This window comes from Amycolatopsis sp. NPDC104587 (genome assembly GCF_055583645.1).
Genome location: NZ_JBVJNO010000003.1, coordinates 596,928 through 621,251, shown reverse-complemented (window position 1 = coordinate 621,251; position 24,324 = coordinate 596,928). Strand labels below are relative to the sequence as shown.

27 protein-coding genes and 1 riboswitch are annotated in these 24,324 nt (G+C 71.5%); of the genes, 18 read left to right on the top strand and 9 right to left on the bottom strand.

The genetic code is table 11. The features are described from left to right. Nucleotides 1-79 precede the first annotated feature (79 nt). Nucleotides 80-1,306 carry a uroporphyrinogen-III C-methyltransferase gene (gene cobA, locus ACZ61C_RS11035; RefSeq protein ID WP_465305302.1) on the top strand — a complete coding sequence of 409 codons (1,227 nt, stop codon included), beginning with the start codon at nucleotides 80-82 and terminating at the stop codon, nucleotides 1,304-1,306. Between the two features lie 65 nt (nucleotides 1,307-1,371). Here cobA and ACZ61C_RS11030 read toward each other — a convergent pair whose 3' ends face one another. Beyond that, entirely contained in the window at nucleotides 1,372-2,244 is an 873-nt protein-coding gene (locus tag ACZ61C_RS11030; RefSeq protein WP_465305300.1) for an alpha/beta fold hydrolase, read from the bottom strand. A 136-nt stretch (nucleotides 2,245-2,380) separates the two neighbouring features. Between ACZ61C_RS11030 and ACZ61C_RS11025 the strand changes: the two genes are divergently transcribed. Together ACZ61C_RS11025 and ACZ61C_RS11020 are read left to right on the top strand one after the other, a co-directional pair. Further along, complete coding sequence (locus tag ACZ61C_RS11025) at nucleotides 2,381-3,223, top strand: crotonase/enoyl-CoA hydratase family protein (RefSeq protein ID WP_465305298.1); 843 nt, start codon at nucleotides 2,381-2,383, stop codon at nucleotides 3,221-3,223. A 15-nt stretch (nucleotides 3,224-3,238) separates the two neighbouring features. Continuing rightward, complete coding sequence (locus ACZ61C_RS11020) at nucleotides 3,239-4,942, top strand: AMP-binding protein (RefSeq protein ID WP_465305296.1); 1,704 nt, start codon at nucleotides 3,239-3,241, stop codon at nucleotides 4,940-4,942. 16 nt (nucleotides 4,943-4,958) lie between these two features. Here ACZ61C_RS11020 and ACZ61C_RS11015 read toward each other — a convergent pair whose 3' ends face one another. Further along, the gene (locus ACZ61C_RS11015) at nucleotides 4,959-5,354 is read right to left on the bottom strand and encodes a RidA family protein (protein WP_465305647.1); all 396 of its coding nucleotides are present in this window, start codon (nucleotides 5,352-5,354) and stop codon (nucleotides 4,959-4,961) included. 88 nt (nucleotides 5,355-5,442) lie between these two features. Here ACZ61C_RS11015 and ACZ61C_RS11010 point away from each other — a divergent pair, with 88 nt between their 5' ends. After that, nucleotides 5,443-6,414, top strand: coding sequence for a helix-turn-helix transcriptional regulator (locus tag ACZ61C_RS11010; protein WP_465305294.1), 972 nt, complete (start codon nucleotides 5,443-5,445; stop codon nucleotides 6,412-6,414). 34 nt (nucleotides 6,415-6,448) lie between these two features. Here ACZ61C_RS11010 and ACZ61C_RS11005 read toward each other — a convergent pair whose 3' ends face one another. Beyond that, nucleotides 6,449-6,841 carry a hypothetical protein gene (locus ACZ61C_RS11005; protein WP_465305292.1) on the bottom strand — a complete coding sequence of 131 codons (393 nt, stop codon included), beginning with the start codon at nucleotides 6,839-6,841 and terminating at the stop codon, nucleotides 6,449-6,451. A gap of 30 nt (nucleotides 6,842-6,871) precedes the next feature. Then, complete coding sequence (locus tag ACZ61C_RS11000; protein ID WP_465305290.1) at nucleotides 6,872-7,420, bottom strand: hypothetical protein; 549 nt, start codon at nucleotides 7,418-7,420, stop codon at nucleotides 6,872-6,874. Nucleotides 7,421-7,698: 278 nt separating this feature from the next. On the opposite strand from ACZ61C_RS11000, the gene ACZ61C_RS10995 reads away from it, so the two are divergent. The 8 genes from ACZ61C_RS10995 (at nucleotide 7,699) to trxA (ending at nucleotide 11,872) form a co-directional block, all read left to right on the top strand. Continuing rightward, entirely contained in the window at nucleotides 7,699-7,920 is a 222-nt protein-coding gene (locus ACZ61C_RS10995; protein ID WP_465305288.1) for a hypothetical protein, read from the top strand. Between the two features lie 21 nt (nucleotides 7,921-7,941). Continuing rightward, on the top strand, nucleotides 7,942-8,562 hold the full coding sequence (locus tag ACZ61C_RS10990; RefSeq protein ID WP_465305286.1) for a CDP-alcohol phosphatidyltransferase family protein: 621 nt from the start codon (nucleotides 7,942-7,944) through the stop codon (nucleotides 8,560-8,562). Between the two features lie 99 nt (nucleotides 8,563-8,661). Then, the gene (gene gcvH, locus ACZ61C_RS10985) at nucleotides 8,662-9,048 is read left to right on the top strand and encodes a glycine cleavage system protein GcvH (protein ID WP_465305284.1); all 387 of its coding nucleotides are present in this window, start codon (nucleotides 8,662-8,664) and stop codon (nucleotides 9,046-9,048) included. A gap of 137 nt (nucleotides 9,049-9,185) precedes the next feature. Beyond that, complete coding sequence (gene garA / locus ACZ61C_RS10980) at nucleotides 9,186-9,656, top strand: glycogen accumulation regulator GarA (RefSeq protein ID WP_284750621.1); 471 nt, start codon at nucleotides 9,186-9,188, stop codon at nucleotides 9,654-9,656. Then, on the top strand, nucleotides 9,653-10,399 hold the full coding sequence (ftsR, locus tag ACZ61C_RS10975; RefSeq protein ID WP_465305282.1) for a transcriptional regulator FtsR: 747 nt from the start codon (nucleotides 9,653-9,655) through the stop codon (nucleotides 10,397-10,399). The genes garA and ftsR overlap by 4 nt, the downstream gene beginning before the upstream one ends. 215 nt (nucleotides 10,400-10,614) lie before the next feature. Beyond that, nucleotides 10,615-11,088: a bifunctional nuclease family protein gene (locus ACZ61C_RS10970; RefSeq protein ID WP_009078856.1), complete on the top strand. Its 474-nt coding sequence runs from the start codon at nucleotides 10,615-10,617 to the stop codon at nucleotides 11,086-11,088. A 41-nt stretch (nucleotides 11,089-11,129) separates the two neighbouring features. Further along, nucleotides 11,130-11,525: a MerR family transcriptional regulator gene (locus tag ACZ61C_RS10965; protein WP_465305280.1), complete on the top strand. Its 396-nt coding sequence runs from the start codon at nucleotides 11,130-11,132 to the stop codon at nucleotides 11,523-11,525. Between the two features lie 11 nt (nucleotides 11,526-11,536). Then, entirely contained in the window at nucleotides 11,537-11,872 is a 336-nt protein-coding gene (gene trxA / locus ACZ61C_RS10960) for a thioredoxin (RefSeq protein WP_465305278.1), read from the top strand. Here trxA and ACZ61C_RS10955 read toward each other — a convergent pair. Beyond that, nucleotides 11,853-12,485 carry a TetR/AcrR family transcriptional regulator gene (locus tag ACZ61C_RS10955; protein WP_465305276.1) on the bottom strand — a complete coding sequence of 211 codons (633 nt, stop codon included), beginning with the start codon at nucleotides 12,483-12,485 and terminating at the stop codon, nucleotides 11,853-11,855. The two genes, trxA and ACZ61C_RS10955, sit on opposite strands and share 20 nt — an antisense overlap. Before the next feature lie 278 nt (nucleotides 12,486-12,763). On the opposite strand from ACZ61C_RS10955, the gene ACZ61C_RS10950 reads away from it, so the two are divergent. Together ACZ61C_RS10950 and gcvP are read left to right on the top strand one after the other, a co-directional pair. Continuing rightward, the gene (locus tag ACZ61C_RS10950; protein ID WP_465305274.1) at nucleotides 12,764-13,342 is read left to right on the top strand and encodes a MerR family transcriptional regulator; all 579 of its coding nucleotides are present in this window, start codon (nucleotides 12,764-12,766) and stop codon (nucleotides 13,340-13,342) included. Nucleotides 13,343-13,384: 42 nt separating this feature from the next. Next, nucleotides 13,385-13,483: riboswitch (glycine riboswitch) on the top strand. A gap of 321 nt (nucleotides 13,484-13,804) precedes the next feature. Beyond that, nucleotides 13,805-16,684: an aminomethyl-transferring glycine dehydrogenase gene (gcvP, locus tag ACZ61C_RS10945; protein WP_465305645.1), complete on the top strand. Its 2,880-nt coding sequence runs from the start codon at nucleotides 13,805-13,807 to the stop codon at nucleotides 16,682-16,684. A 6-nt stretch (nucleotides 16,685-16,690) separates the two neighbouring features. Here gcvP and ACZ61C_RS10940 read toward each other — a convergent pair whose 3' ends face one another. Beyond that, a complete protein-coding gene (locus tag ACZ61C_RS10940; protein WP_465305272.1) occupies nucleotides 16,691-17,269 on the bottom strand; it encodes a helix-turn-helix transcriptional regulator in 579 nt (192 codons plus the stop codon). 260 nt (nucleotides 17,270-17,529) lie between these two features. Next, complete coding sequence (locus ACZ61C_RS10935; protein WP_465305270.1) at nucleotides 17,530-18,003, bottom strand: hypothetical protein; 474 nt, start codon at nucleotides 18,001-18,003, stop codon at nucleotides 17,530-17,532. A gap of 84 nt (nucleotides 18,004-18,087) precedes the next feature. Here ACZ61C_RS10935 and ACZ61C_RS10930 point away from each other — a divergent pair, with 84 nt between their 5' ends. After that, entirely contained in the window at nucleotides 18,088-19,035 is a 948-nt protein-coding gene (locus ACZ61C_RS10930) for an NAD-dependent epimerase/dehydratase family protein (RefSeq protein WP_465305268.1), read from the top strand. Next, complete coding sequence (locus tag ACZ61C_RS10925; protein ID WP_465305266.1) at nucleotides 19,032-21,206, top strand: glycosyltransferase; 2,175 nt, start codon at nucleotides 19,032-19,034, stop codon at nucleotides 21,204-21,206. The genes ACZ61C_RS10930 and ACZ61C_RS10925 overlap by 4 nt, the downstream gene beginning before the upstream one ends. Here the strand turns inward: ACZ61C_RS10925 and ACZ61C_RS10920 are convergent. Continuing rightward, on the bottom strand, nucleotides 21,136-21,633 hold the full coding sequence (locus ACZ61C_RS10920) for a GtrA family protein (protein ID WP_465305264.1): 498 nt from the start codon (nucleotides 21,631-21,633) through the stop codon (nucleotides 21,136-21,138). The two genes, ACZ61C_RS10925 and ACZ61C_RS10920, sit on opposite strands and share 71 nt — an antisense overlap. A gap of 138 nt (nucleotides 21,634-21,771) precedes the next feature. Between ACZ61C_RS10920 and ACZ61C_RS10915 the strand changes: the two genes are divergently transcribed. Beyond that, nucleotides 21,772-22,926 carry an NAD-dependent epimerase/dehydratase family protein gene (locus ACZ61C_RS10915; RefSeq protein ID WP_465305262.1) on the top strand — a complete coding sequence of 385 codons (1,155 nt, stop codon included), beginning with the start codon at nucleotides 21,772-21,774 and terminating at the stop codon, nucleotides 22,924-22,926. A gap of 53 nt (nucleotides 22,927-22,979) precedes the next feature. Here ACZ61C_RS10915 and ACZ61C_RS10910 read toward each other — a convergent pair whose 3' ends face one another. Then, complete coding sequence (locus ACZ61C_RS10910) at nucleotides 22,980-23,339, bottom strand: nuclear transport factor 2 family protein (RefSeq protein ID WP_465305260.1); 360 nt, start codon at nucleotides 23,337-23,339, stop codon at nucleotides 22,980-22,982. Nucleotides 23,340-23,511: 172 nt separating this feature from the next. Between ACZ61C_RS10910 and ACZ61C_RS10905 the strand changes: the two genes are divergently transcribed. After that, nucleotides 23,512-24,321: a helix-turn-helix domain-containing protein gene (locus ACZ61C_RS10905; protein ID WP_465305258.1), complete on the top strand. Its 810-nt coding sequence runs from the start codon at nucleotides 23,512-23,514 to the stop codon at nucleotides 24,319-24,321. The last annotated feature ends 3 nt before the right edge of the window (nucleotides 24,322-24,324 follow it).

The following is a 24,324-nucleotide window of genomic DNA, read 5'->3' as shown; positions in this document are numbered from 1 at the left end:
TGGCGCGCGGACCGGTGTTCCGGGTGGCGTAACGCACGCTGGGCTGGCGCACGGGTGAACCGTCAATAAACTCCCGGCCATGGACGACCCGCACTACCTTTCCGGCCTCCAGCTGTCCGGCCGCCGCGTCGTGATGTTCGGCGGCGGCTCGGTCGCCCAACGACGGCTGCCGCGGCTGATCAGCGCCGGCGCCCGCGTCGAGCTGGTGTCGCCGCACACGACGCCGTCGGTGCAGGGGATGGTGGACGCGGGGGAGCTGGTCTGGCACGAGCGTCGCTACACCGCCGGTGACCTTCGCGACGCTTGGTACGCGCTGGCCTGCACCGACGATCCCGCGGTGAACGCGGAAATCTGCGCCGAGGCCGAGCGCGAGCGGGTGTTCTGCGTCCGCGCCGACGAGGGCGAGTCGGGGTCCGCGGTGACCCCGGCCTCCGGCCGCCACGGCGGCCTGCTGTTCGGCGTGCTCTCCGGCGGCGAGCCGCTGCGCTCGGCGGCGGTGCGCGACTCGATGCTCGACGGCCTGCACAACGGCACGATCGAGGACGGCCGCCGGCCGCACCCCGAGGGCAGCCTGCCCGGCGTCGCGCTGGTCGGCGGCGGCCCGGGCGACCCGGAGCTGATCACGGTCCGCGGCCGCCGGCTGCTCTCGCGCGCGGACGTCGTGGTCGTCGACCGGCTGGCGCCGCGCGAGCTGCTGGACGAGCTCGCGCCGGAGGTCGAGGTCGTCGACGCGGCCAAGATCCCGTACGGCCGCGCGGCCAGCCAGGACGTCATCAACCAGACGCTGATCGAGCGCGCCAAGGAGGGCAAGTTCGTCGTCCGCCTCAAGGGCGGCGACCCGTACCTGTTCGGCCGCGGCTTCGAAGAGGTGCTCGCCTGCGCGGAGGCGGGGGTCCCGGTGACGATGGTCCCGGGCATCACGAGCGCGTTCGCGGTCCCGGCGGTGGCGGACGTCCCGGTGACCCACCGCGGCGTCGCGCACGAGGTGGTGGTGGTCTCCGGCCACGTCGCGCCCGGCGACCGCCGCTCACTGGTCGACTGGGAGCTCCTGGCACGCATGCGCGGCACGATCGTGCTGATGATGGGCGTCGAGCGGCTCCCGCAGTTCGCGAAGGCCCTCCTGGACGGCGGCCGCCCGTCCGACACCCCGGTCGCGATCGTCGAGGACGGCACGATGCGCACCCAGCGGGTCCTCCGGTCCACTTTGGACACGGTGGTCACCGACGCGGCGGCTTCCGGCGTCCGCCCCCCGGCGATCATCGTGATCGGCCCGGTGGCCGGCTTGGTCCCGATCGACCGAGCGTAGGAATACGCGCCTGATCACGCGAGTTCCGGGTCTGATCACGCGAGTTCCGGCCCGGCGCACGCGGTTCAGTCTTCGTAGCAGCTCGCGGCGAAGTCCCGGATCGCGTCGGACAGCCGGGTCGGGTCCAGCCTGAGCTCCACCGGGCTGCGGGCCTGGACGAACTCCGCCGCCGGCATGTCCACCGCCAGGGTGTCCGCGTCACCGAACGGGTGGATCGGGTCACCCTGGTGGCCGATCACCAGCGCGCGCGTCGAGATCTTGCGGCGCACCGACTTCGGCGGCGCGATGCGGCCGAACAGCACCCCGTGCAGCAACGCCGCCATCGGGGCCGGGCGCTGGGAGAGCGTGTCCGTGACGACGTCGACCCACTGGTTCCCGTGCGGCACCAGGGAAGCCGCCAGCGCCACCGCCTGCACCGTCACCGGCAGGAAGCGGGCCGCCATCAGCAGCGGGGCGAACGTGAACAGCCCCGCGACGATCGCGTTGTCCAGCACCGGCATCTCGACGATCAGGCCGCGAGCGCGCGAAGGCGCCGACACCGCCACTTCCAGCGAGACGTTCGCCCCGAGCGACGTCCCGCCGATCACCGCCGACTCCACCTCGAGGTGGTCGAGCAACGCCAGGGTCTGCTCGGCGAAGGACGGCATCGAGTACAGCCACGACTCGGTCGGGCGGTCCGAGTCGCCGTGGCCGAGCAGGTCGAGCGTGACCACCCGGAACCCCGCGCGGGCCAGCCGGCGCGCGAGCGGCGCGTGCATCCGGCGGGTCAGCATGATGCCGTGGGTGAGCACGACGACCTTCTCGCCGCTGCCGAACTCGGTGTACCAGAGCCGGTGGCCGTCGTGGTCGAACGACCCGGTCAGCTCGATCGGGCGGGACTCGCGCCGGGCGGCCGGGGGCTCCGGTTCGATCAGGGTCGCGCTGCTGGCCGGGCTCATGTCCCACCGTCCTCCCCGCGTCGTGGTCACCTTACGTCCAGGAAAACATCCCGTGACCACGTTGGCACAGTGACTCGCGCGTCAGTTGACAACGTGCCAATGGCGGCTCGCCGCGACCATGGGTCAAGATGACCCCATGACCGCTACTGCTGACAGTCTGCCCGACCTCGTCTCCCTCAAGGTCGACGTCGACGGCCACGTGGCCGAAGTGACCCTGCTCGGCCCGTCCAAGGGCAACGCGATGGGCCCGGACTTCTGGCGCGAGCTGCCGCTGGTGTTCCGCGCGCTCGACGCCGACCCGCAGGTCAGGGCCGTCGTGCTCACCGGCAGTGGGTCGCACTTCTCCTACGGCCTCGACCTGCCGGCGATGATGGGCGACTGGGCCCCGATGCTCGGCGGTGACAGCCTCGCCGGGCCGCGGACGGCCTTCCTCGACCAGGTCAAGACGCTGCAGGCGGCCGTCAGCTCGATCGCGGAATGCCGCAAACCGGTCGTCGCGGCCGTTTCCGGCTGGTGCATCGGCGGCGGGGTCGACGTGGTCGCCGCCGCGGACGTCCGCCTGGCCAGCGCCGATGCCAAGTTCAGCGTCCGCGAGGTGCGCGTCGCCATCGTGGCCGACCTGGGTAGCCTCCAGCGGCTCGCGAGCATCGTCGGCGAAGGGCACCTGCGCGAGCTGGCGCTGACCGGCAAGGACATCACCGCGGCCCGCGCGGAGAAGATCGGGCTCGTCAACGACGTCTACGCCGACCAGGACGCGCTGCTGGCCGCCGCGCGGGAACTCGCCGGCGAGATCGCTGCGAACCCGCCGCTCGTGGTGCAGGGTACGAAGCAGGTACTGGCGACGAACACCGAGCGCCAGGTCGCCGACGGCCTCCGGTACGTCGCGGCGTGGAACTCGGCGTTCCTGCCCAGCAAGGACCTCGGCGAGGCGGTCCAGGCTTTCATGGAGCGGCGCGCGCCGGAGTTCAAGGGCGAGTAGCAAGAAGGAGGCAGCGTGACCGCTTCGGAAGTCCATCACGCGTTCCGCGTGGCGCGGGACTACCTGCAGACCCACCGCGAGGACTACGACACGGCGTACCGGGACTTCGCCTGGCCGGAGTTCGACGAGTTCAACTGGGCGATCGACTGGTTCGACGTCGTCGCGCACGACCCGGACAACGCCGAGCGGTACGCGCTGTGGATCGTCGAGGAGGACGGCACCGAGAACCGCTGGACCTACCCGGAGATGTCCGGCCGGTCCAACCAGGTGGCGAACTGGCTGCGCGGCCTCGGTGTCCGCCGCGGCGACCGGCTGATCCTCATGCTGGGTAACCAGGGTGAGCTGTGGGAGACGATCCTCGCCGCGATCAAGCTCGGCGCCGTGATCATCCCGGCGTCCACCCTGCTCGGCCCGGCCGACCTCACCGACCGCGTCGAGCGCGGCGCGGCGAAGCACGTCGTCGTCCGGTCGGTGGACGCGCCGAAGTTCGACGGCGTCGAGGGTGACTACACGCGGATCGCGGTCGGGGAGCCGGTCGAGGGCTGGCAGCAGTACTCCGCCGCGTTCGCGCAGTCGCCGGAGTTCGCTCCGGACGGCCCGACCCGGGCGGCCGACCCGATGCTGCTGTACTTCACCTCCGGCACGACGGCGAAGCCGAAACTGGTGCAGCACACGCAGGTCTCCTACCCGGTGGGCCATCTGTCCACGATGTACTGGATCGGCCTGGAACCGGGCGACGTCCACCTGAACATCTCCTCGCCCGGCTGGGCGAAACACGCGTGGAGCAACGTCTTCGCGCCGTGGAACGCCGAAGCGACGGTGTTCCTCTTCAACTACAACCGCTTCGACGCGAACGCGCTGATGGCCCAGATGGACCGGTGCGGGATCACCAGCTTCTGCGCGCCGCCGACGGTGTGGCGGATGCTGATCCAGGCCGACCTGACGGCGTTGAAGACCCCGCCGAAGAAGGTCGTCGGCGCGGGGGAGCCGCTCAACCCCGAGGTGATCGAGCAGGTCCGGCAGTCGTGGGGCGTCACCATCCGCGACGGCTTCGGCCAGACCGAAAGCAGCGTCCAGATCGCCAACACGCCCGGCCAGGACGTCGTGCCCGGCTCGATGGGCCGGCCACTGCCCGGGTTCGTGGTGGCGCTGGTCGACCCGGTCAGCGGCGAGCGCGCGACGGAGGGCGAGATCTGCCTCGACCTCGACCACCGCCCGGTCGGCCTGATGACCGGCTACGCGGACGACGACGAGCGGACGTCGGCGGCGTTCGCCAACGGCTTCTACCACACCGGGGACGTCGGTTCGATCGACGAACGCGGCTACATCACCTACGTCGGGCGCACGGACGACGTCTTCAAGGCGTCGGACTACCGGATCTCGCCGTTCGAGCTGGAGAGCGTGCTGATCGAGCACGAGGCGGTCGCGGAGGCGGCGGTCGTCCCGGCGCCGGACCCGATCCGGCTCGCGGTGCCCAAGGCGTACGTCGTGCTGGCGGCCGGCCACGAACCGACGCCCGAGACGGCGAAGGCGATCCTCGCGTACTGCCGCGAGCACTTGGCGCCGTACAAGCGGATCCGGCGGCTCGAGTTCGCGGACCTGCCGAAGACGATCTCGGGCAAGATCCGCCGCGTCGAGCTGCGCGGCCGCGAGAACGACCCGGCGCGCGGGGAGGGCACGGAGTTCCGCGAGGAGGACTTCCCGGACCTGAAGTCCTGACCTCGCGGCGCTCCGCTCAGGCGCCGGCGGTCCCCTCCAGCTCGACGAGCCGGCCGGGGATCGCCAGCCGCGTCACGCCGAGCATGGTGGTCGGCGGGGCGACCCCGGCGGCGCCCAGCCGTGCTGCCAGCAAGCCGTAGTGCGGGAACAGCAGGTCGACGTCGGTGGTGTAGACGGTCAACCGGACGAGGTTCGCCAGTGCCATGCCCGCTTCGGCGAGGACGGCCTCCAGGTTGTCCAGGCTCAGCGCCAGCTGCGCGGCGATGTCACCTTCGTGCTCCGGTTTCCCTTCGGCGTTCATCGCCGTCTGCCCGGAGCAGTAGAGGGTCCGGGTGTGTCCGGAGACGACCTCGCCCTGGTTGAACCCCAGCTCCACCGACCACGGCCACGGGTTGACCGCCGTTCGTTCCACTGCCACTTCGGCTCCTTCTTGTTGTCGAGAGCCCGAGCTTCGCGGTGAATCACGACATCCTCTGTCGTGTATTCGCTAAGGTTCCGGTATGCGCGCCGACCGGCTGGTCTCGCTGGTGCTGCTGCTGCGGCAGCGCGGCCGGCTGAGCGCGGAGACGCTCGCCCGCGAGCTGGAGGTGTCCACCCGGACCGTGCTCCGCGACATCGAAGCGCTGTCCGCGGCGGGTGTCCCGGTCTACGCCGAGCGCGGGCGGCACGGCGGGTTCGCGCTGCTGCCCGGGTTCCGGACCGAGCTCACCGGGCTGAACCACGAGGAGGCCCTGGCGCTGCTGACCGCCGGATCGGGGCGCGGCGAGCAGGCGTTCGGCCTCGGCTCGGCGCTCGCGTCGGCGATGCGCAAGGTGGTCGACGCACTCCCGGACGGCCCCCGCACGACGGCGAGCGACGCGGCCCGGCGCATCCTCGTCGAGCCGGAGACCGACCTGCTTTCCCGCCGTCCGGCCACCGAGGAACTGCCCGGCGGGGTGGTCACCGAGATCCGGCGCGCGGTGCTCGCCGGACACAAGCTGCGCATCCGGTACGCGGCGGCGAACCAGGAGCCGGGGTGGCGCACGGTGGACCCGATCGGCCTGGTCACGGTCCGCGACCGCGGCTACCTGCTCGCCACGAGATCGGGTGCCGACCGCACTTACCGGCTGTCGCGCGTGTCGGCGGCCTCGGAGCTGTCGGAGCCGGCCGAGCGCGCGGACCGGGTCGATCTGGACCGGATCTGGCGCGATCGGTGCGCGCGGTTCCTGTCCACCGACCATCTCCCGGTGCTCGTGCGAGTGCGGCCGGGGCGGCAGGAGGAGCTGCTGGGTATGGCGGTGGCTGTCCGCGCGGCGGAACCGGACGCGGAGGGGTGGGTGCGGCTCGAGGCGACGTTTCAGGATCTGCGCCACGCCGAGTGGGCACTGTGGCAGCTCGGCGCGGACGCGGAAGCTCTGACTCCGGCCTCGCTACGAGCCGCTTTGCGCGACCGCGCCGCTGCGATCGCGGCTCGGTACGAAGGCTCGCGGTGAGTGTCCCGGGGCGGCCTTGGTCGAGTGGCGCTCGTCAGGCGCGAGTTCCCTCGACCTGACGGCCGTCCTCGGTCGAGCACGCTGTCACCGGGTCGTTCGCGCCGCTGCCGCACGTCCACTCGTCCAGGACCACCGGCCCCGGCCCGTCCGGTGAGCTCGCCTCCGCCGGAGTCAACTTCGCGAAGTAGTCCTTCAGCAGCTTCGTCGCCGCGGCGCAGTCGACCTGGCCGTGGGCGGTCACCGTCGTCTTCGCGCCGCCCGCGCCCGGGACGTCGCCGCACGGGACGCCCGGGGCCGTGGACCCGGCCGCCGCGGCTGCGGCGGGTACGGCGGACTGGGGCGCCGTGGGTGCCGGGTCCGCGCCGGCGCAGGCGGCCAGTGCGGCGGACGCGGCGACGAGCAGCAAGGGGTACGCGAGAGTCTTCATGGGCCCTTCAGGAACTAAAACGGGACAGGTTCACTCGGACGGCACGACGGCGGCGAACACCGTCTGCTCGCCCTTGGTGCAGGTGGTGCCGCCCTGTGCGGCGGGCGGCCCGGAGGTGCACAGCCAGCCGTCGACGGTCTCGTTCACCGCGTCGTTCGAACCGGCGCCCTGGCGCCCGGCGATCTTGCGGTGGAAGTCGCCGACCAGCTTCGTCGCCGCGACGCAGCTGACGCCGGCGGAGCCGCTGTCGAACACGTAAAGCGTCAGCCCGCTGGCCGCGGTCACGGTGCCGCACGACCCGGGCACCGACGGCGGCGCGCCGGACGGCTTCGTCACCGGCGCGGGCGCGGACGAGCTGCCCTCGGCGGGCGGTGGGGGAGGCGTGCCGGTGGACGTCGGCTTGGAAGCCGAGGTCACCGGGGGCGTGGACGACGCCGGCGCCTGGGCGGCCTGCTCGGCCGAACACGCCGCGAGGGCCGGGACGGCGAGGCACGCCGCGAGCAACGGCCGCCACGTCCTCGTGGTGGTCGGGTGGGGCACCGCGATCGTTCCTCCCCGCGCCTGTGCTGGTCCGGACATTCCGGCCCCTCCGGGCTCCAGCGCCGTGGACCGACTCGCCCACGGGTGTGCCGGAGATTACTCCAGCCGGGTGGCGGCCCGGTCCGGTGGCCGCCGAATTGATGTCCACAATGGACAGTTAACATGCCGTTCACGCTCCGAAACCTCAGACTGCCATCCGGAATCGATCGGTGTAATTCCGGCCGTTCCCGTTAACGATCCGGCTTCGCGTGCCGAAGGTCTTGGTGGAGGCCGAAGAGCTTCCCCGTCCCCGACCCCGTCCCGGGCCCGTGAGAGCGATGAACGCCGACGCTGTGACCAGCCCCGAAACCAGCACCGACGACCCCGCCAACCCGCCGACCGTCCCCAGCACCGTCGTCTGGTGCTGCGGCCGCCCGTACGTCCTCGAGGCGCGCCCCGGCCGCGCCCGCTGGATGGGCACCGACTACCGCGGCCGCCCCGAGGCGCTGAGCAGCGCCGAACTGCGCCGGCGCGGCTGGAGCCACCGCCGCGCGTGCTGAAGCAAGCTCTAGGCTGACCAGGTGAGCACAGCCGCCCCCGAACCAGCCGCTCCGGCGGACGTCACCGAGCCGTCCCTGCTGAGGCAGGCGTTCAACGTCCCCAACATGCTGTCGCTCCTGCGGCTGGCCGGCGTCCCGGTGTTCCTCTGGCTGCTGCTCGGCCCGGAGGAGGACGGCTGGGCGCTGGCGCTGCTGGTGTTCAGCGCCCTCACCGACTGGCTCGACGGCAAGCTGGCCCGCTGGCTCAACCAGATGTCGCGGCTGGGCCAGCTGCTCGACCCGGCGGCCGACCGGCTCTACATCCTCGCGACGCTCATCGCGTTCCTGGTCCGCGACATCATCCCCTGGTGGGTCGTGGTCCCGCTGGTGGTCCGCGAAGCCGTGCTCGGCCTCTGCGTCCTGACGCTGCGCCGCCGCGGCTTCGCCCCGCCGGAGGTCACCTACATCGGCAAGGGCGCGACCTTCGTGCTGATGTACGCCTTCCCGTTCCTGCTGCTCGCGCAGGGTGGCTCGGACGTCGCCGCGGTCGCCCGGCCGATCGGCTACGCCTTCACCATCTGGGGCGGCGTCCTCTACGTCTGGTCCGGCGTGCTCTACGTCGTGCAGGCGCGCAACGCGCTGCGCGGCGCGGGCGAGGACTGAGCGCGCCGCTTTCCCGGGTCGTGCCCGGCGGCTGGGCCGTGTGGGTGTAAGACTTCGCCCAGCACGTTTCGCCAGCGAGGGCATGAAAGGGGACCGGCGGTGTCCGCTCCTGAAGAGCTTCGTTACACCGAGGAACACGAGTGGGTCGCCACCCGCGGCGAGGACACCCTCGTCCGGATCGGCATCACCGAGTACGCGCAGGACCAGCTCGGCGACGTCGTCTTCGTCGACCTGCCCGAGGTCGGGCGTCAGGTGAGCGCCGGGGACGTCTTCGGCGAGGTCGAGTCGACCAAGAGCGTTTCCGAGCTGTTCGCGCCGGTCGACGGCGAGGTCGTCGCGGTCAACGACGGTGTCGCCGACTCGCCCGAGCTGATCAACAGCGACCCCTACGGCGAGGGCTGGCTGATCGAGATCCGGCTCGACGACCCGGCGGGGCTCGAAGCCCTGCTCGAAGCCGAAGCGTACGACGCCCTGACCAAGGGCTGAACCCCGTCGGCGAGCCGCCGGACCGGCACTGCGCCGGTTCGGGGAGCCGGGGCTCGGAGAATCGATCAGGCACGGTACGTTGGCAGCTACACGTTCTTGAGTACTAGGCAACACAGCATGTGTGGAGGAGAGCTCAGGTGAGCACGAACGACGGGCCCGGCGGCGTTCCCCCGGAGCAGTCTCCGGAGCGGACCTCTGTCTTCCGGGCCGACTTCCTGGCCGAAGCCGAAGGCCACGAGTCCGCCCCCGCCGCGGAGGCGCCCGTCCAGGGTGTCGACGCCCTGCCGGCGGGTTCGGCGCTGCTGGTCGTGAAGCGCGGGCCCAACGCGGGTTCGCGGTTCCTGCTCGACCGCGACACCACCAGCGCCGGACGGCACCCGGACAGCGACATCTTCCTGGACGACGTCACGGTCTCCCGCCGGCACGCCGAGTTCCGGCGTGAGGGCGGCGAGTTCGTCGTCATCGACGTCGGCAGCCTCAACGGCACCTACGTCAACCGGGAGCCGGTCGACCAGGCCGTCCTCGCGGGCGGCGACGAGGTCCAGATCGGGAAGTTCCGCCTGGTCTTCCTGACCGGCCCGGGGCACGGGGGCCAGGGGGCGCAGTGACGGCGGCCGGGCGGCCACAGAGCTCCGGGCTGAGCATCGGGGCCGTACTGGCGCAGCTGCGCGGTGACTTCCCCGATGTCACCATCTCCAAGATCCGGTTCCTCGAAGCGGAAGGCCTGGTCCAGCCGGGCCGGACGCCTTCGGGGTACCGGCAGTTCGCCGCGGCGGACGTGGAGCGCCTCCGGTTCGTCCTGGCCGCCCAGCGGGACCACTACCTCCCGTTGAAGGTCATCAAGGAGCAGCTGGACGCGGCGGACTCGGGAGCCGGGCCCGTCGCGGCCCTGCCCCGCCCGCCGCGCCGGCTGGTCCCGATCGACGCGCCGGCGGAGAACGTCGGCCTGCCCGAGGCGGCCGACTTCGCCGCGGGCCGGGAGCTCCGCCTCACCGAGGAGGACCTCCTGGAGCAGGCCGGCATCGACGCGGCCGCGCTGGCGGAGCTGCGGCAGTACGGCCTGGTCCGGCCCGGTCCCGCGGGGTTCTTCGACCCCGACGCGGTCCTGGTCGCGCGGACGGTGAAGGCGATGACCGAATTCGGTATCGAGCCGAGACACCTGCGTGCCTTCCGCGCCGCGGCCGACCGTGAGGTCGGGTTGTTGGAGCAGATCGTGACACCGGTGTATCGGCACCGTGACCCGGAGGCCAAACAACGGGCCGACGAAGTCGTCCGGGAGCTCGCGGCACTGTCCGTGACCCTGCACACGCTCCTCGTCAAGGCCGGAATCCGTGGCGTCTCCGGGTGTTGATCCGTAACGGGGCGGTGAGATCCTCTTTGCGGTCCCATGTCAATGACTGAATGTTCGGACCTTCATGCCGTACCGTGAGACCCAGGGTTTGCGGCAGGCGAACCGAGAGAGTCCGGACAGCGAGCACAGCGCACGGATGACGGGTAGCGTCGGCAGTGGCGGCGCAAGCCGTTCCCACGCTGAAGCCCGTGTGCACGAGAGGGAGGCGAAGCCCGATGAGCGAGATGCGCGTCGTCGGTGTGCGGGTCGAGCTGCCCGCGAATCAGCCGATCTTGTTGCTGCGGGAGACCGAGGGTGAACGGTACCTGCCGATCTGGATCGGCTCGGTCGAAGCCACCGCCATCGCCTTGGAGCAGCAGGGCGTCCGCCCCGCCCGCCCGCTCACGCATGACCTGTTGAAAGAGGTCATCGGAGCGCTCGGCCGGGAGCTGGAGCAGGTCGTCATCACCGACCTCAAGGAAGGCACGTTCTTCGCCGAGCTCGTCTTCGACGGTGACATCCGGGTGTCGGCCCGGCCGAGCGACTCGGTCGCGCTGGCCCTGCGGATCGGCGTCCCCATCCACGCCGTGGACGCGGTGCTGGAGGAGGCCGGCCTGATCATCCCGGACGAGCAGGAGGACGAGGTCGAGAAGTTCCGTGAGTTCCTCGACTCGGTGTCCCCTGAGGACTTCCGGGGAGCCGATACCTGAACCTTGCCTTGACGCGGACGTCAACGTCTAGCGTCTGAGGCATGCGGATCGGAGAGCTTGCGCAGCGCACGGGTGTCACCACCCGTGCGCTGCGTTTTTACGAGGACCAGGGCCTCATCGCGGCCCGGCGCTCGGCGAACGGCTATCGCGAGTACACCGAGGACGACCTGCAGCTGGTCCGGGAGATCCAGACGCTGCAGACGGTCGGCCTGACCCTCGACGAGACCCGCCCGTTCGTCGACTGCCTGCGCAGCGGCCACGAGACCGGCGACGCCTGCGCGAGCTCGATCGAGGTCTACCGCCGCAAGCTCGAAGAAGCCGACGCCCTGCTGGCCCGGCTCGGCGGGATCCGCGCCGAACTGGCCACGAAGCTCGCCGGCGCTTTGGCCCGGCAGGCGCCCGATCCGTGCGTCGTGCCCGAATCCCCGCGTCCGTGAAGGAGCCCGTCATGTCCGAAGTCGCCGAAGTCACCGACACCACGTTCCCCGAGGTCCTCGGCAGCGACGTCCCCGTGCTCGTCGAGTTCTGGGCCACCTGGTGCGGCCCGTGCCGGATGGTCGGCCCGGTGCTGGCGCAGCTGGCCACCGAGCGGGCCGGGGAGCTGGCGGTCCGCAAGATCAACGCCGACGAGAACCCGGAAACGACCCGGTCCTACCAGGTCATGTCGCTGCCGACGATGATCCTGTTCTCGGGCGGCGAGCCGGTCGAGACGATCGTCGGCGCGTTCCCGAAGGCCCGCATCGAAGAGCGGCTCGACCGGGCGCTCAAGGCGCCGTCGCTTTGACGAAGGTGTCCGCCACCTCGCGGCCGTACTGCTCCAGGTCCAGCGACAGGTCCGCCGCGTAGGCCGCGGCGACCCCGTCGACGGCCTGCGCGACCGACATCGCCATCACCTTGGGCGTGAACACGCCGAAAGCGTCTTCCGCCTGGCCCTGCTTGAGCTGGCGGGCCAGGCCGTGCACCCGCATGTCGTCGACCAGGACCTTCGTCATCACCCAGCCCTCGGCGTCGTCGGCGTTGGCGGACATCTCCGCCAGCACCCGGACGCACTCCGGGTACGCGCGCAGGAACGCGATCGACGTCTCGATGTGCGCCCGCAGGTAGCCGGGCCGGTCGGCCGGGTCGACCCCGCCGCCGGTGCGCTCCTTGAGGAACTCGTTCTTCGTCTCGACGACCGTGCTCAGCACGGCCTGCATCAGGCCGGCCTTGTTCGTGAAGTGGTAGGAGATCATCCGGGTGCTGCTGAGCCCGGCGCGCTCCTTGATCTTGGCGAACGTCGCCTTCCGGTACCCGAGGTCGGCGATGACGCCGATGGTCGCGCCGATGATCTGCGCGCGGCGCGCCGCCTCCGTCACGCTGAGGCCCATTTCGGCCATGAGGTCGGTGTTTACTTGCATGAGTAAAAATGTACTCGGCTGAGTAAATCGACGCAAGAGGTTTGAACCACCGCGCCGGGGGTACGGCGAACGGCGCAAAGGCTCATCCGGTCGTTGAGGCTTGCCGCGCGTCGCGTTGACCGGTGTTCTCCTGGCGCTTACCGTCGGAGGAGGTAAATCGCCACGGTGTGATTCACGGTCTGGGGCCGGACCGTGGCGGTTGATCTCCGGTGGGTCCCGCTCCTGGGACTCCCCGGCTGTCATTCGCCGGCCGTCCGGTCGGGCGAGGGGAGGCTTGCGTGGTCGAGGCTGGTTCCGAGAAGCAGCCTGTCGAGGTCGCGACTGGTGAGCAGGGTGAGCTGTTCCCCGACGACTCGCTGCCCGACGAGCTGGTGGGCTACCGGGGTCCGGCGGCGTGCCAGATCGCCGGCATCACCTACCGCCAGCTGGACTACTGGGCGCGCACGAAGCTGGTGGCGCCGAGCATCCGCACAGCGCACGGCTCCGGCTCGCAGCGGCTGTACTCGTTCAAGGACATCCTGGTCCTCAAGGTCGTCAAGCGGCTGCTGGACACCGGGGTCTCCCTGCAGAACATCCGGGTGGCCGTCGACCACCTGCGGGTCCGCGGGGTCCGCGACCTCGCCAAGGTGACGCTGTTCTCCGACGGCACCACGGTCTACGAGTGCACCTCGCCGGAGGAGATCGTCGATCTGCTCCAGGGCGGCCAGGGTGTGTTCGGCATCGCGGTCAGCGGGGCGATGCAGGAGATCAGCGGCACGATCCACGAGTTCCCGGCCGAGCGCGCCGACGGCGGTGTGGTCGAGACGCACGAACCGGACGAGCTCACCCAGCGCCGCAACGCACGCAAGACCGGGTGATCATCGCCGCGGGGAGGCGAGTAAGGTTCTGCCCGCGGTCGACGAATCCGCGCGGGAGAGTCCGAGCCACACCTTGAGCTCGGCGCCGAAGGAGCAAGTCCTCCCCGGAACCTCTCAGGCACCCTGGACCGCGCGGACGAGACGCCTCTGGAAAGCGGGTCGTCAGGACACAGCCTGATGGCCCCGCCGACGGTGCAAGCCCGGCTCAACCTGCGGGCGAAACTCTCAGGCGCCCGACACGGGTACGGACAGAGTGGGGAGGGTTCCCTCCGGGTTCGGGTGGACCGCGCTCCGGGTTCGGGTGAACCGTGCTCGCGGAGGGCGCTCGCTTGAACCCTCCGCGGTGTCTTGTGGGGGTGCAACCCCCACACCCCGCCCGGCGGGCTCCGCCCCCGGACCCCCGCCGTGGTCACCTTCGCGTTTACAGTCGAGTTGGGTGGACGCTGCCGTTCGGAGGAGGCCATCGTGGACTTGTCGCTCGCCTCCCTGGAACAAGGGGTTCCCTTCGCCGACCGGCACATCGGGCCCGGGCCGGACGAGCTGCGCCACATCCTCGACGTCATCGGCGTCACCTCGCTCGACGAGCTTGCCGAGCGGGCCGTGCCGTCGTCGCTGCGGGAGTCCGCCGAGCCGCTCGCTCTTCCGCCGGCGGCCACCGAAGCCCAGGCGCTCGCCGAGCTCCGGGAGCTGGCCTCGCGGAACCGGCCGATGGCCCAGATGATCGGCCTCGGTTACCACGACACCGTCACCCCGCCCGTCATCCGGCGCACCGTGCTCGAGAACCCCGCCTGGTACACCGCCTACACGCCCTACCAGCCGGAAATCTCGCAAGGACGGCTCGAAGCACTGCTCAACTTCCAGACCATGGTCGCCGACCTGACCGGCCTGCCGGTCGCGAACGCGTCCCTGCTCGACGAAGCCACCGCGGCCGCCGAGGCGATGACGCTCGTGCGCCGGGCGGGCAAGTCCGCGTCGAACCGCTTCGTCGTCGACGAGGACACCCTGCCGCAGACGCTCGCTGTGCTCCGGACGCGCGCGGAGCCGCTGGGCATCGAGCTGGTCGTCGAAGACCTCTCGCAGGGGCTCACCGGCCTGGGGCTCGGCGGCGACTTCTTCGGGGTGCTGCTGTCCTACCCCGGTGCGTCCGGCGCGGTGCGCGAGCTCGACCTGACGATCGCCGACGCGAAGAAGCACGGCGCCGCGGTGGTCGTCGCCGCGGATCCGCTCGCGCTGACCCTGCTGCGCCCGCCGGGTGAGCTCGGCGCCGACGTCGCGGTCGGTTCGACGCAACGCTTCGGCGTCCCGATGGGCTTCGGCGGCCCGCACGCCGCGTACCTGGCGGTGCGCCAAGGCCTCGAGCGGCAGCTGCCCGGACGGCTGGTCGGCGTCTCGAAGGACGCGGACGGCGCACCCGCGTACCGGCTCGCCCTCCAGACGCGCGAGCAGCACATCCGCCGGGAGAAGGCGACGTCGAACATCTGCACCGCGCAGGTCCTGCTCGCGGTCATGGCGTCGATGTACGCGGTGCACCACGGCCCCGACGGGCTGCGCGGGATCGCGCTGCGGGCACACCGGATGGCCACCGTGCTCGCGGCCGGGCTGTGCGAGGGCGGCGTCGAAGTGGTGCACGGCGAGTTCTTCGACACGGTCCTCGCGGCGGTGCCCGGCCGGGCGGACGTGGTCGTCGCGGCGGCCCGTGACCTCGGGGTGAACCTGCGGCGGGCCGACGACGACCACGTCGGCGTAGCATGCGACGAGACCACGACGCGTGAGCGGCTTTCCTGCGTGTGGAAGGCTTTCGGTGTTTCGGTGTCCGATGTGGACGGCCTCGACGCGGACACCGCGGACGCGCTTCCGGCGCCGCTGCGGCGCACCGGCAAGTTCCTGACCCACCCGGTGTTCCACGCGCACCGCTCGGAAACCGCGCTGCTGCGCTACCTGCGGGAGCTGTCCGACAAGGACGTCGCGCTCGACCGGAGCATGATCCCGCTCGGCTCGTGCACCATGAAGCTCAACGCGACCGCGGAGATGGAGCCGGTCACCTGGCCCGAGTTCGCCGGGCTGCACCCGTTCGCGCCGGCCGAGGACGCGGCCGGGCTGCTGACCGTCGTCGCCGACCTCGGCGCCTGGCTCGCGCGGATCACCGGCTACGACACGGTTTCCCTGCAGCCCAACGCCGGCAGCCAGGGCGAGTTCGCGGGCCTGCTGGCGATCCGGGCGTACCACCGCTCCCGCGGCGAGCACACACGCGACGTCTGCCTGATCCCGGCCAGCGCGCACGGCACGAACGCGGCGAGCGCCGTGATGGCGGGCATGCGGGTGGTCGTCGTCCGCTGCGACGACGAGGGCAACATCGACCTCGCGCACCTGAAGTCCACTGTGGACGCCCACCGCGGCGACCTGGCCGCGATCATGCTCACCTACCCGTCGACGCACGGGGTCTACGAGGACACCGTCGGCGAGGTCTGCGCGGCGGTGCACGACGCGGGCGGGCAGGTGTACGTCGACGGCGCCAACCTCAACGCCCTGATCGGCGTCGCCCAGTACGGCCGGTTCGGCGCCGACGTCTCGCACCTCAACCTGCACAAGACTTTCTGCGTCCCGCACGGCGGTGGCGGCCCCGGGGTCGGCCCGATCGGGGTCCGCGCGCACCTGGCGCCGTTCCTGCCGAACCACCCGCTGCAGCCGGCCGCCGGCCCGGCGACCGGGGTCGGCCCGGTCAGCGCGGCGCCCTGGGGCAGCGCGTCGATCCTGCCGATCTCGTGGGCCTACGTCCGGATGATGGGCGCGGAAGGCCTGCGCCGGGCGACGCTGGTCGCGGTGGCGAACGCCAACTACGTCGCGAAGCGCCTCGGCGAGCACTACCCGGTGCTGTACGCGGGCCACTCGGGCCTGGTCGCGCACGAATGCATCCTCGACCTGCGGCCGCTGACGAAGGCCACCGGCGTGACGGTGGACGACGTCGCGAAGCGCCTGGCGGACTACGGGCTGCACGCGCCGACGATGTCGTTCCCGGTCGCCGGCACGCTGATGGTGGAGCCGACGGAGAGCGAGGACCTCGCCGAGCTGGACCGGTTCTGCATGGCGATGATCGCCATCCGCGGCGAGATCGACCGCGTCGCCTCGGGGGAGTGGCCGCTGGCCGGCTCGCCGCTGCGGCACGCGCCGCACACCGCGCGCTGCGTGGCGGGCGAGTGGGAACGGCCGTACAGCCGGGAGACGGCGGTGTTCCCAGCAGGCGCCGCGGCGGCGAAGATCTGGCCGCCGGTCCGCCGCATCGACGGCGCGGCGGGGGACCGGAACCTGGCCTGCTCCTGCCCGCCCCCGGAAGCCTTCGCCTGAGCGCGGTCACGCCGAAGCCGCCAGGCGCACCATCAGCTCCGTCCGGCTGGTCAGCCCCAGCTTGCGGTGGATCTGCTGGAGGTGCTTCTGCACCGTCCTCGGGCTGATGCCGAGGTGGCGTGCGACGTCCCGGTCACCCGCGGCGTCCGCGACGAGGCGCGCCACCTGCCGTTCGCGGGTGGTCGGCAGCGTGAGCTCCGGCCCGGCGAGGGGCCGGACCGGCGGCCGCTCCTCGCGGGCCGGCGCTTGGCCGAGGTGCGGCGCCAGGAGGTCGACCCAGGCCCGGTCCCGCGCCGAGAACCCCGGCCGGGAACGGCTCAAGGTCAGGATGCGGCCGTGCCGGTCGTCGACCTGGACGATGCACAGCAGCTGGTCGACCGTGCCCCGCGGGCGGTAGTAGTCGGTGTACAGCGGCAACGCGCGCAGCGTCCGCAGGTCCGCCAGGTCGCTCAACGCGGCCGACGTCCCCAGCGGCAGCCGCCCGTCGCGGTGGGCCGCGAACGCCGGGTGCTGGTGCACCTGGGCCCGGAACCCGGCGTGGCGCAGCAGGTTGTGCTCCGGCCGGTCGGTCACGGCGCCGGTCAACCGCCGGGTCGTGTGCTCCGCGCTGGCGCACGACGCGAAGTCGCAGCCGACGAGCCGGCCAGCCCGGCCGCCGGCCCCTCGGCCCGGAACTCCCGTGCCACATCGAGGGCGCGGTGCAGGTGCCGCGCCGTCAGTTCACCGCTCACTCCCGATCCCCCCTCGGCTCGCCCGGTGAAGAAAGACCCGGGCGGGCCGAGGGAGATACGAACTCCGACGTTACCGGGCGATCCGGACGTTCAGGGTGGTGTTCGCGCCGGCGCTCACCATCGACTGCGCGATGCTGCTGATCCCGGCCGGTGCGCTGGAGGAGTTGTTGTTGCTGTCGTCCTCGTCACCCCGGGCGCGAAGAGGCAGAACCGCAGCAGCGTGTCGAACCGGCGCGAGAGCTCCTGGGAGCCGTTCGGGCAGTTCGCGCCCAGCTTCAGCACCGCGTAGGGCCGGAACGAGCCGGACTGCGTGACCCCGCGGAACGCGGTGCCGTTGACCCGGCAGAAGAACATCTCCGTGTTGCTGGTGCTGCTGACGGCCCCGATGAACCCGCCGCGCGAGCTGGCGTTGCCCGAGTCCTCGTCGTCCATCCGGATGACGATCGCCTCGGTCCCGACCGGGCAGGACCGGCCCGCCGGGATGACCCCGACGTCGGTCGTGGCCGCCTGGGCCGGCGCGGCGGTCAGCGTGAGCGCGCCGGCGAGCGATGCGAGCAGCAGCGCCGGAACGGTGAAGAGTCGTTTCATCGTGTGGTTTCCTCCCCTTGGACGGTCTGACCGCTCAAGGACACCAACCCGGCTCCGCACAGGGACGGCGGGTAGGTTGACGCCATGTCGAGTGCGCACGGTCCTGATCGGACGTCCGTGGTCGTGACCGGCGGCAGCGGCTTCATCGGCCGGGCCGTCGTGCGCGCCCTCCGCGACCGGAGCGTCCCGGTCACCGTCGTCGACCGGGTCCCGTTCCCCGAAGACCTCGACGGCGTCCGCGTCGTGACCGGCGACCTGCGCGACGCGGCCGTCCGCGAGGAAGCCGTGACGCGGGAGACCGCCGGCATCGTGCACCTCGCCGCGCTGACGTCGGTGCTGAAGTCGATCGAGCTGCCCGAAGACACCTTCGCCGACAACGTCCTGGTCACCCAGGAGCTGCTGGAGCTCGCCCGGCGCCGGGAGGTGCCGAAGTTCCTGCTCGCCTCGACCAACGCGGTGATCGGGAACGTCGGCGCCGCGACCATCACGCCGGACCTGCCGCTGCGGCCGCTGACGCCCTACGGCGCGACCAAGGCGGCGTGCGAAATGCTGCTCTCGGGCTACGCCGGCGCGTACGGGATGACCACGTGTACGTTGCGGTTCACCAACGTCTACGGCCCGGGAATGTCCCACAAGGACAGTTTCGTGCCGCGGATGATGCGGGCCGCGCTGACCGGCGCCGGGGTCAAGATCTACGGTGACGGCCGCCAGCGCCGCGACCTCGTGCACGTCGACGACGTCGTCCGCGCGATCCTGCTGGCCCTCGACAGCGGCCACTCGGGCCGCGCGATCGTCGGCGCCGGGCGGTCGGTGTCGGTGCTGGAGATGGTCGAGGCCGTGCGCGAGGTGACCGGCGCCGAGCTGGCGGTCGAGCACGTCGAGGCCCCGGCGGGGGAGATGCCCGCCGTGGTCGTGGACGTCTCGGCCAGCGAGGAGACGATCGGCTACGAGCCGTCGGTCTCGCTCGCCGACGGCCTGGCCACGGCGTGGAAGTACTTCTCGAACCTCGACCGTCCCCACGGGACACCGTGAAGCCGTTCCTGCGACGGCACTGGCCGCTGCTCCTGCTCCTCGTCCCGGCGATCGCGCTCCGGGTGCTGACCTGGCTCGCCTACCGGCCGGCGCTGCTGTTCATCGACTCGTTCCGCTACATCGACAACCTGCACGCGCTGCGCGCCGACCAGCTCGACCCGATCGGCTACGACCTCGTGCTGCGCCCGCTGCTGGCGGTGGGCGGGCTCGCGTGGGTCGCGGCGGTGCAGCACGCCGGCGGAGTGCTGATCGCGATCGGCGTCTACGCGCTGGTGCTGCGCCTCGGCGGCCGCCCCTGGGTCGGCGCGCTCGCCGCGGCGCCGGTGCTGCTGGACGCCTACCAGCTGCAGATCGAGCAGAACATCATGTCCGAAGTCGTCTTCGAGGCGGTTCTGCTCGGGCTGCTGTGGCTGCTGCTCGGCAAGGGCGCCCCGGGGTGGAAGCGAGCCGGGCTCGCGGGTCTGCTCGTCGGGTTCGCCGTGCTAACGCGGCTGATCGGCATCTCACTGGCCCTGCCGCTGCTGGTCTACCTGGTCGTCGCCGGGGGAGCGTGGCGGCACTGGGCGGGCTGGCGCCGGGCCGGCGTGGGTGCGCTCGGGCTCTTGGTCGTGCTGGTGCCCTACGCGGCGCGCGTGCACTCGGAGACCGGCAAGTGGGGCCTGACCGGCCCGTCGGGGAACATGCTATACGGCCGCACCGCCGCCGTCGCCGACTGCCCGAACCTCCACCTCGACCCGACGCTGCGGGTGTTCTGCCCAGCCGAACCGCGCGAGACGCGGCTGGTGGACAACTACACCCACGCCGACCTCGATCCCAACTGGCCGGGCCCGCTGCCGCCCGGCGCGGACAAGGCCGCGCTGGCGCACGAGTTCGCGATCGACGTGCTCAAGGAACAGCCCGGCGACGTCGCCGCGGCGATCCTGAACGACTTCGCCAAGAGCTTCGCCTGGACGCGCGAGCAGGACCCGACCGACGTCCCGCTCGACCGGTGGCAGTTCCAGCTGAGCTACCCGCAGTGGGCCGACCAGTCGCTGATCGACCTCGTCACGCAGCAGAACGACGGGGTCACCGCGAGCGTCGACCAGCCGCTGGCCAAAGTCCTTCGCGACTACCAGCTCGGCGGCGGGTACGTCCCGGGCGCGGTGCTCGGCATCGGCGCGCTGCTGGGGCTGCTCACGGTGGTTCGCCGCAAGAAGCCGCTGGACAAGGCACGAGCGGGTGCGCTGCTCGCGGCGTCGAGCGGGCTGGTCCTGCTCTTCGCCTCGGCGGTCTTCCAGTTCTCCTGGCGCTACCAGATCCCCGCGCTGGTCCTGCTCCCGCTGGCCGGCGCGCTCGGCTTCACCACGCTGACCTCGGCCAGCCGGAAACGCCTCGCCGCGTTCCCCGACGACGTCGACACCGGCGCGCTCGACGACTTCCGCGGCCGGCACCCGGACCTGAAGCTGGCCCCGCTGACCGTCGTCATCGCGGCCTACAACGAGGCCGGCGGGATCGGCGAGGTCCTGGAGAAGATGCCGGACCAGTGCCTCGGCATGCGCGTGGACGTGCTCGTGGTGGTCGACGGCGGCACCGACACCACCGCCGGGATCGCGGAGGAACACGGTGCGCACGTCTGCGTCGCGCCCCGCAACCGCGGCCAGGGCGCGGCACTGCGGCTCGGCTACCACCTCGCGGCCGAGGCCGGCGCCGAGTACGTCGTGACGACCGACGCCGACGGCCAGTACGACAACAGCGAGCTCGAAGCCCTGGTCAGCCCGGTCGTGGATGGCACCGCGGACTTCGTCACCGGGTCGCGGAGGCTGGGGCACGAAGAGGCCGACAGCCGCGTCCGGTGGCTCGGCGTGCGGGTGTTCGCGGTCCTGGCGTCGGTGCTGACGGCACGGCGGATCACCGACACGTCGTTCGGCTTCCGCGCGATGCGGGCCGAGCTGGCCTGCTCGGTGCCGCTCAACGAGCCGCAGTACCAGTCGTCGGAGCTCATGCTCGGGGTGACCGCGCGCGGCTCCCGCGTCGTCGAGCTGCCGATGAGCATGCGCCTGCGCAAGGCGGGCAAGAGCAAGAAGGGCGGCAGCCTCGTCTACGGCGCGAACTACGCCCGGGTCATGACGGGGACGTGGTGGCGGGGGTACGTGCTGCGCCGCGGCCGAACACGAGCCGGTCGAGCAGGGTGAACTTGACGACGAACACCAGCGCGTAGCTCGCCACGTACGCGCCGTCGACGAGCACGACCCACCAGAGGTGCGGCAGGTTCAGCGGCGTCAGCAGCGAGCCCGCCAGCGTCGTCAGGCCGATGGACGCCAGGCCGCCGAGCCCGATCACGACCAGGTAGGGCAGCAGTTCGCGGCGGACGCGCGGGCGTCCGGTGCGGCCCCACACCCAGCGGCGGGTGACCACGAAGTTCAGCACCGCGCCGGCCGCCCAGGCCAGCGTGCTCGCCAGGGCCGCCGCGCCACCGGTGGCGAGGACCGCGAGCAGCACGACCTGGCTGAGGACCGTCGCCGCGACCGACGTCGCCGCGGCGCGCGCCAGCCGGGCCCAGCCACGGCGGCGGGTCTTCTCCGTTGTGCGAGGCCGCACGCCGTTGGTTACGGTCGTCATGCCCCCATCCTCCCCGCGGGCCCGGCGCGCCGCCGTCCGGGTCCCCTACGCATAGGAGATTCACAGCCTATTGCCAGGTCTTCATCAGCAGGTGATCGATAGCGTCGGGGGGCGTAAACGAGCAGGAAAGGCGGCACAATGCGTGTGCTGGTTCTCGGCGGTGACGGATATCTGGGCTGGCCGACCGCGCTGCACTTATCGGACAAAGGCCACGAGGTAGCCGTTCTCGACAATTTCGCCCGCCGTGGGTACGACGTCGAACTGGGCGTCGAAAGCCTCGTCCCGATCGAGTCCCTGACCGACCGGATCGCGGCCTGGCAAGAGGTTTCCGGCCGGGAGATCACCAGCTACGAGGGTGACCTGCTGGACGCGGAGTTCCTGTTCGGCGCGGTGCGCGACTTCGCGCCCGACACCGTCGTCCACTACGCGGAGCAGCGGTCGGCGCCGTACTCCATGATCGACCGCGAGCACGCGGTGTACACCCAGCACAACAATGTGATCGGGAACCTGAACCTGCTGTACGCGATCGCGGAGATCAATCCGGCGATCCACCTGGTCAAGCTGGGCACGATGGGCGAATACGGCACGCCGAACGTCGACATCGAAGAAGGCTGGCTGGACCTCGAGCACAACGGGCGCGCGGACCGGGTGCTGTTCCCGAAGCGGCCCGGGTCGTTCTACCACCTGACCAAGGTCCACGATTCGCACAACATCGAATTCACCTGCCGCGCCTGGGGGCTGCGGGCGACGGACCTCAACCAGGGTGTCGTGTACGGCCAGCAGACCCCGCAGACGGCGCTCGACCCGCGCCTGGCGACCCGCTTCGACTACGACGCGGTGTTCGGCACGGTGCTGAACCGCTTCGTCATCCAGGCGGTGCTGGGCCAGCCGCTGACCGTGTACGGCAAGGGCGCCCAGACCCGCGGCCTGATCGACATCCGCGACACCGTGGAGTGCATCCGGCTCGCCGTGGAGCACCCGGCCGAGGCCGGGGAGTTCCGCGTCTTCAACCAGATGACCGAGAGCATGTCGGTGGCCGCGATCGCGGACCTCGTCGCCGAACGGTTCCCCGGCCCGGTGCAGATCGAGCAGCTGGAGAACCCGCGCACCGAGGCGCCGGAGCACTACTACAACGTGAAGCACACCGGGCTGGTCGGGCTGGGGCTGGAGCCGCACCTGCTGTCGGACACGCTGATCGAGTCGATGTTCGACATCGTGGGCGCCAACAAGCACCGGGTGAACCCGGACAAGCTGCGCCCGACCGTGCGCTGGCGGGGCGCGCTCAAGAGCTGACACCGCGGGGAGGCGTGCGGGTTCCCCTGCCCGGGAGCCCGCACGCCGTTCTTTCAGCCCGGCAGCTTGTCGAGGAAGCCGTGCACCTTCGTGATCTTCCCGTCTTCGAGCTCGACGACGTCGAACCCGATGGCGACCGGCTCGGCGCCCGGCGTGCCGAGGTGCCAGTGGAACCGCGCGAGGTCGTGGTGGGCGTCGGGGTCGGCGGGCAGGCTGAAGGTGAGCCCGGCGAACTGCTGCTGCGCCCCGGCGACGAACTGGTCGATGCCGTCGTGCCCGGTGACGGCCCCGAGCGGGTCGGTGTACCCGGCGCCCTCGGTGAAGACGCCGGCGATGAGCTCCCGGCGCTTGGCGTCGTCGGCCTCGTTCCAGATGGCGATGTACTGCTCCACGACGGTGCGGACGTCGGTCATGGGGTGCTCCTTCGGTTGGGGGACAACGGCTTCTGTCGTCCCGGTGCTGAGCACGACTCTGGCGCGGCCGCGGCCGCCCGTCGATTACGCGGGAGGTAATGCGGGCCGGCCACCGCGGGCATTACCCCGGAAGTAATGGCAGCGGCCCGGTGATCGCCGTAGCGTCGCCCGGGTGACGACTACGGTGCAGGCGGCCGCGCGGCAGCGGCCGGTCGGGGAGCTGCTGCGGGAATGGCGCGACCGGCGGCGGATCAGCCAGCTCGACCTCTCGATCTCGGCGGACATCTCCACCCGCCACCTCAGCTTCGTGGAAACCGGCCGCTCCCAGCCGAGCCGGGACATGGTGCTGCGGCTCGGCGAGCACCTCGACGTGCCGCTGCGCGAGCGCAACCGGCTGCTGCTGGCCGCCGGGTACGCGCCGGCCTACACCGAGAACGCCTTGGGGGACCCCGAGATGAGCTCCGTCCGGCAGGCCGTGCGGCTGCTGCTCGCCGGCCACGAGCCGTACCCGGCCGCCGTCGTCGACCGGAACTGGAACCTGGTCGACGCGAACGCCGCCATCGGCCTGTTCGTCGCCGGGATCCCGCCCGAGCTGACCACCAACGTGCTGCGCGCGACGCTGCACCCGGACGGGATGGCCCCGCACGTGCTGAACCTGGGGGAGTGGCGGGCCCACCTCCTCGGCCGGCTGCGGCGGCAGGTGGGCCAGACCGCCGACCCCGGGCTCGCCGACCTCCTGGAGGAGCTGCGCGGCTACCCGTGCGACCAGCCGGTGCCCGAGGTGGAGGTCCCCGGACCGGGTGACATCTTCGTGCCGCTGAAGTTCCGCCACGAGGGCGTCGACCTGACGTTCTTCAGCACGGTGTCCACCTTCGGCACTCCGTTGGACATCACCGTCGCGGAACTGGTGATCGAGTCGTTCTTCCCGGCCGACCCGGCGACGGCCGGTTATCTGCGCGAGCGAGCCGCCCGGGTGGGATGATGG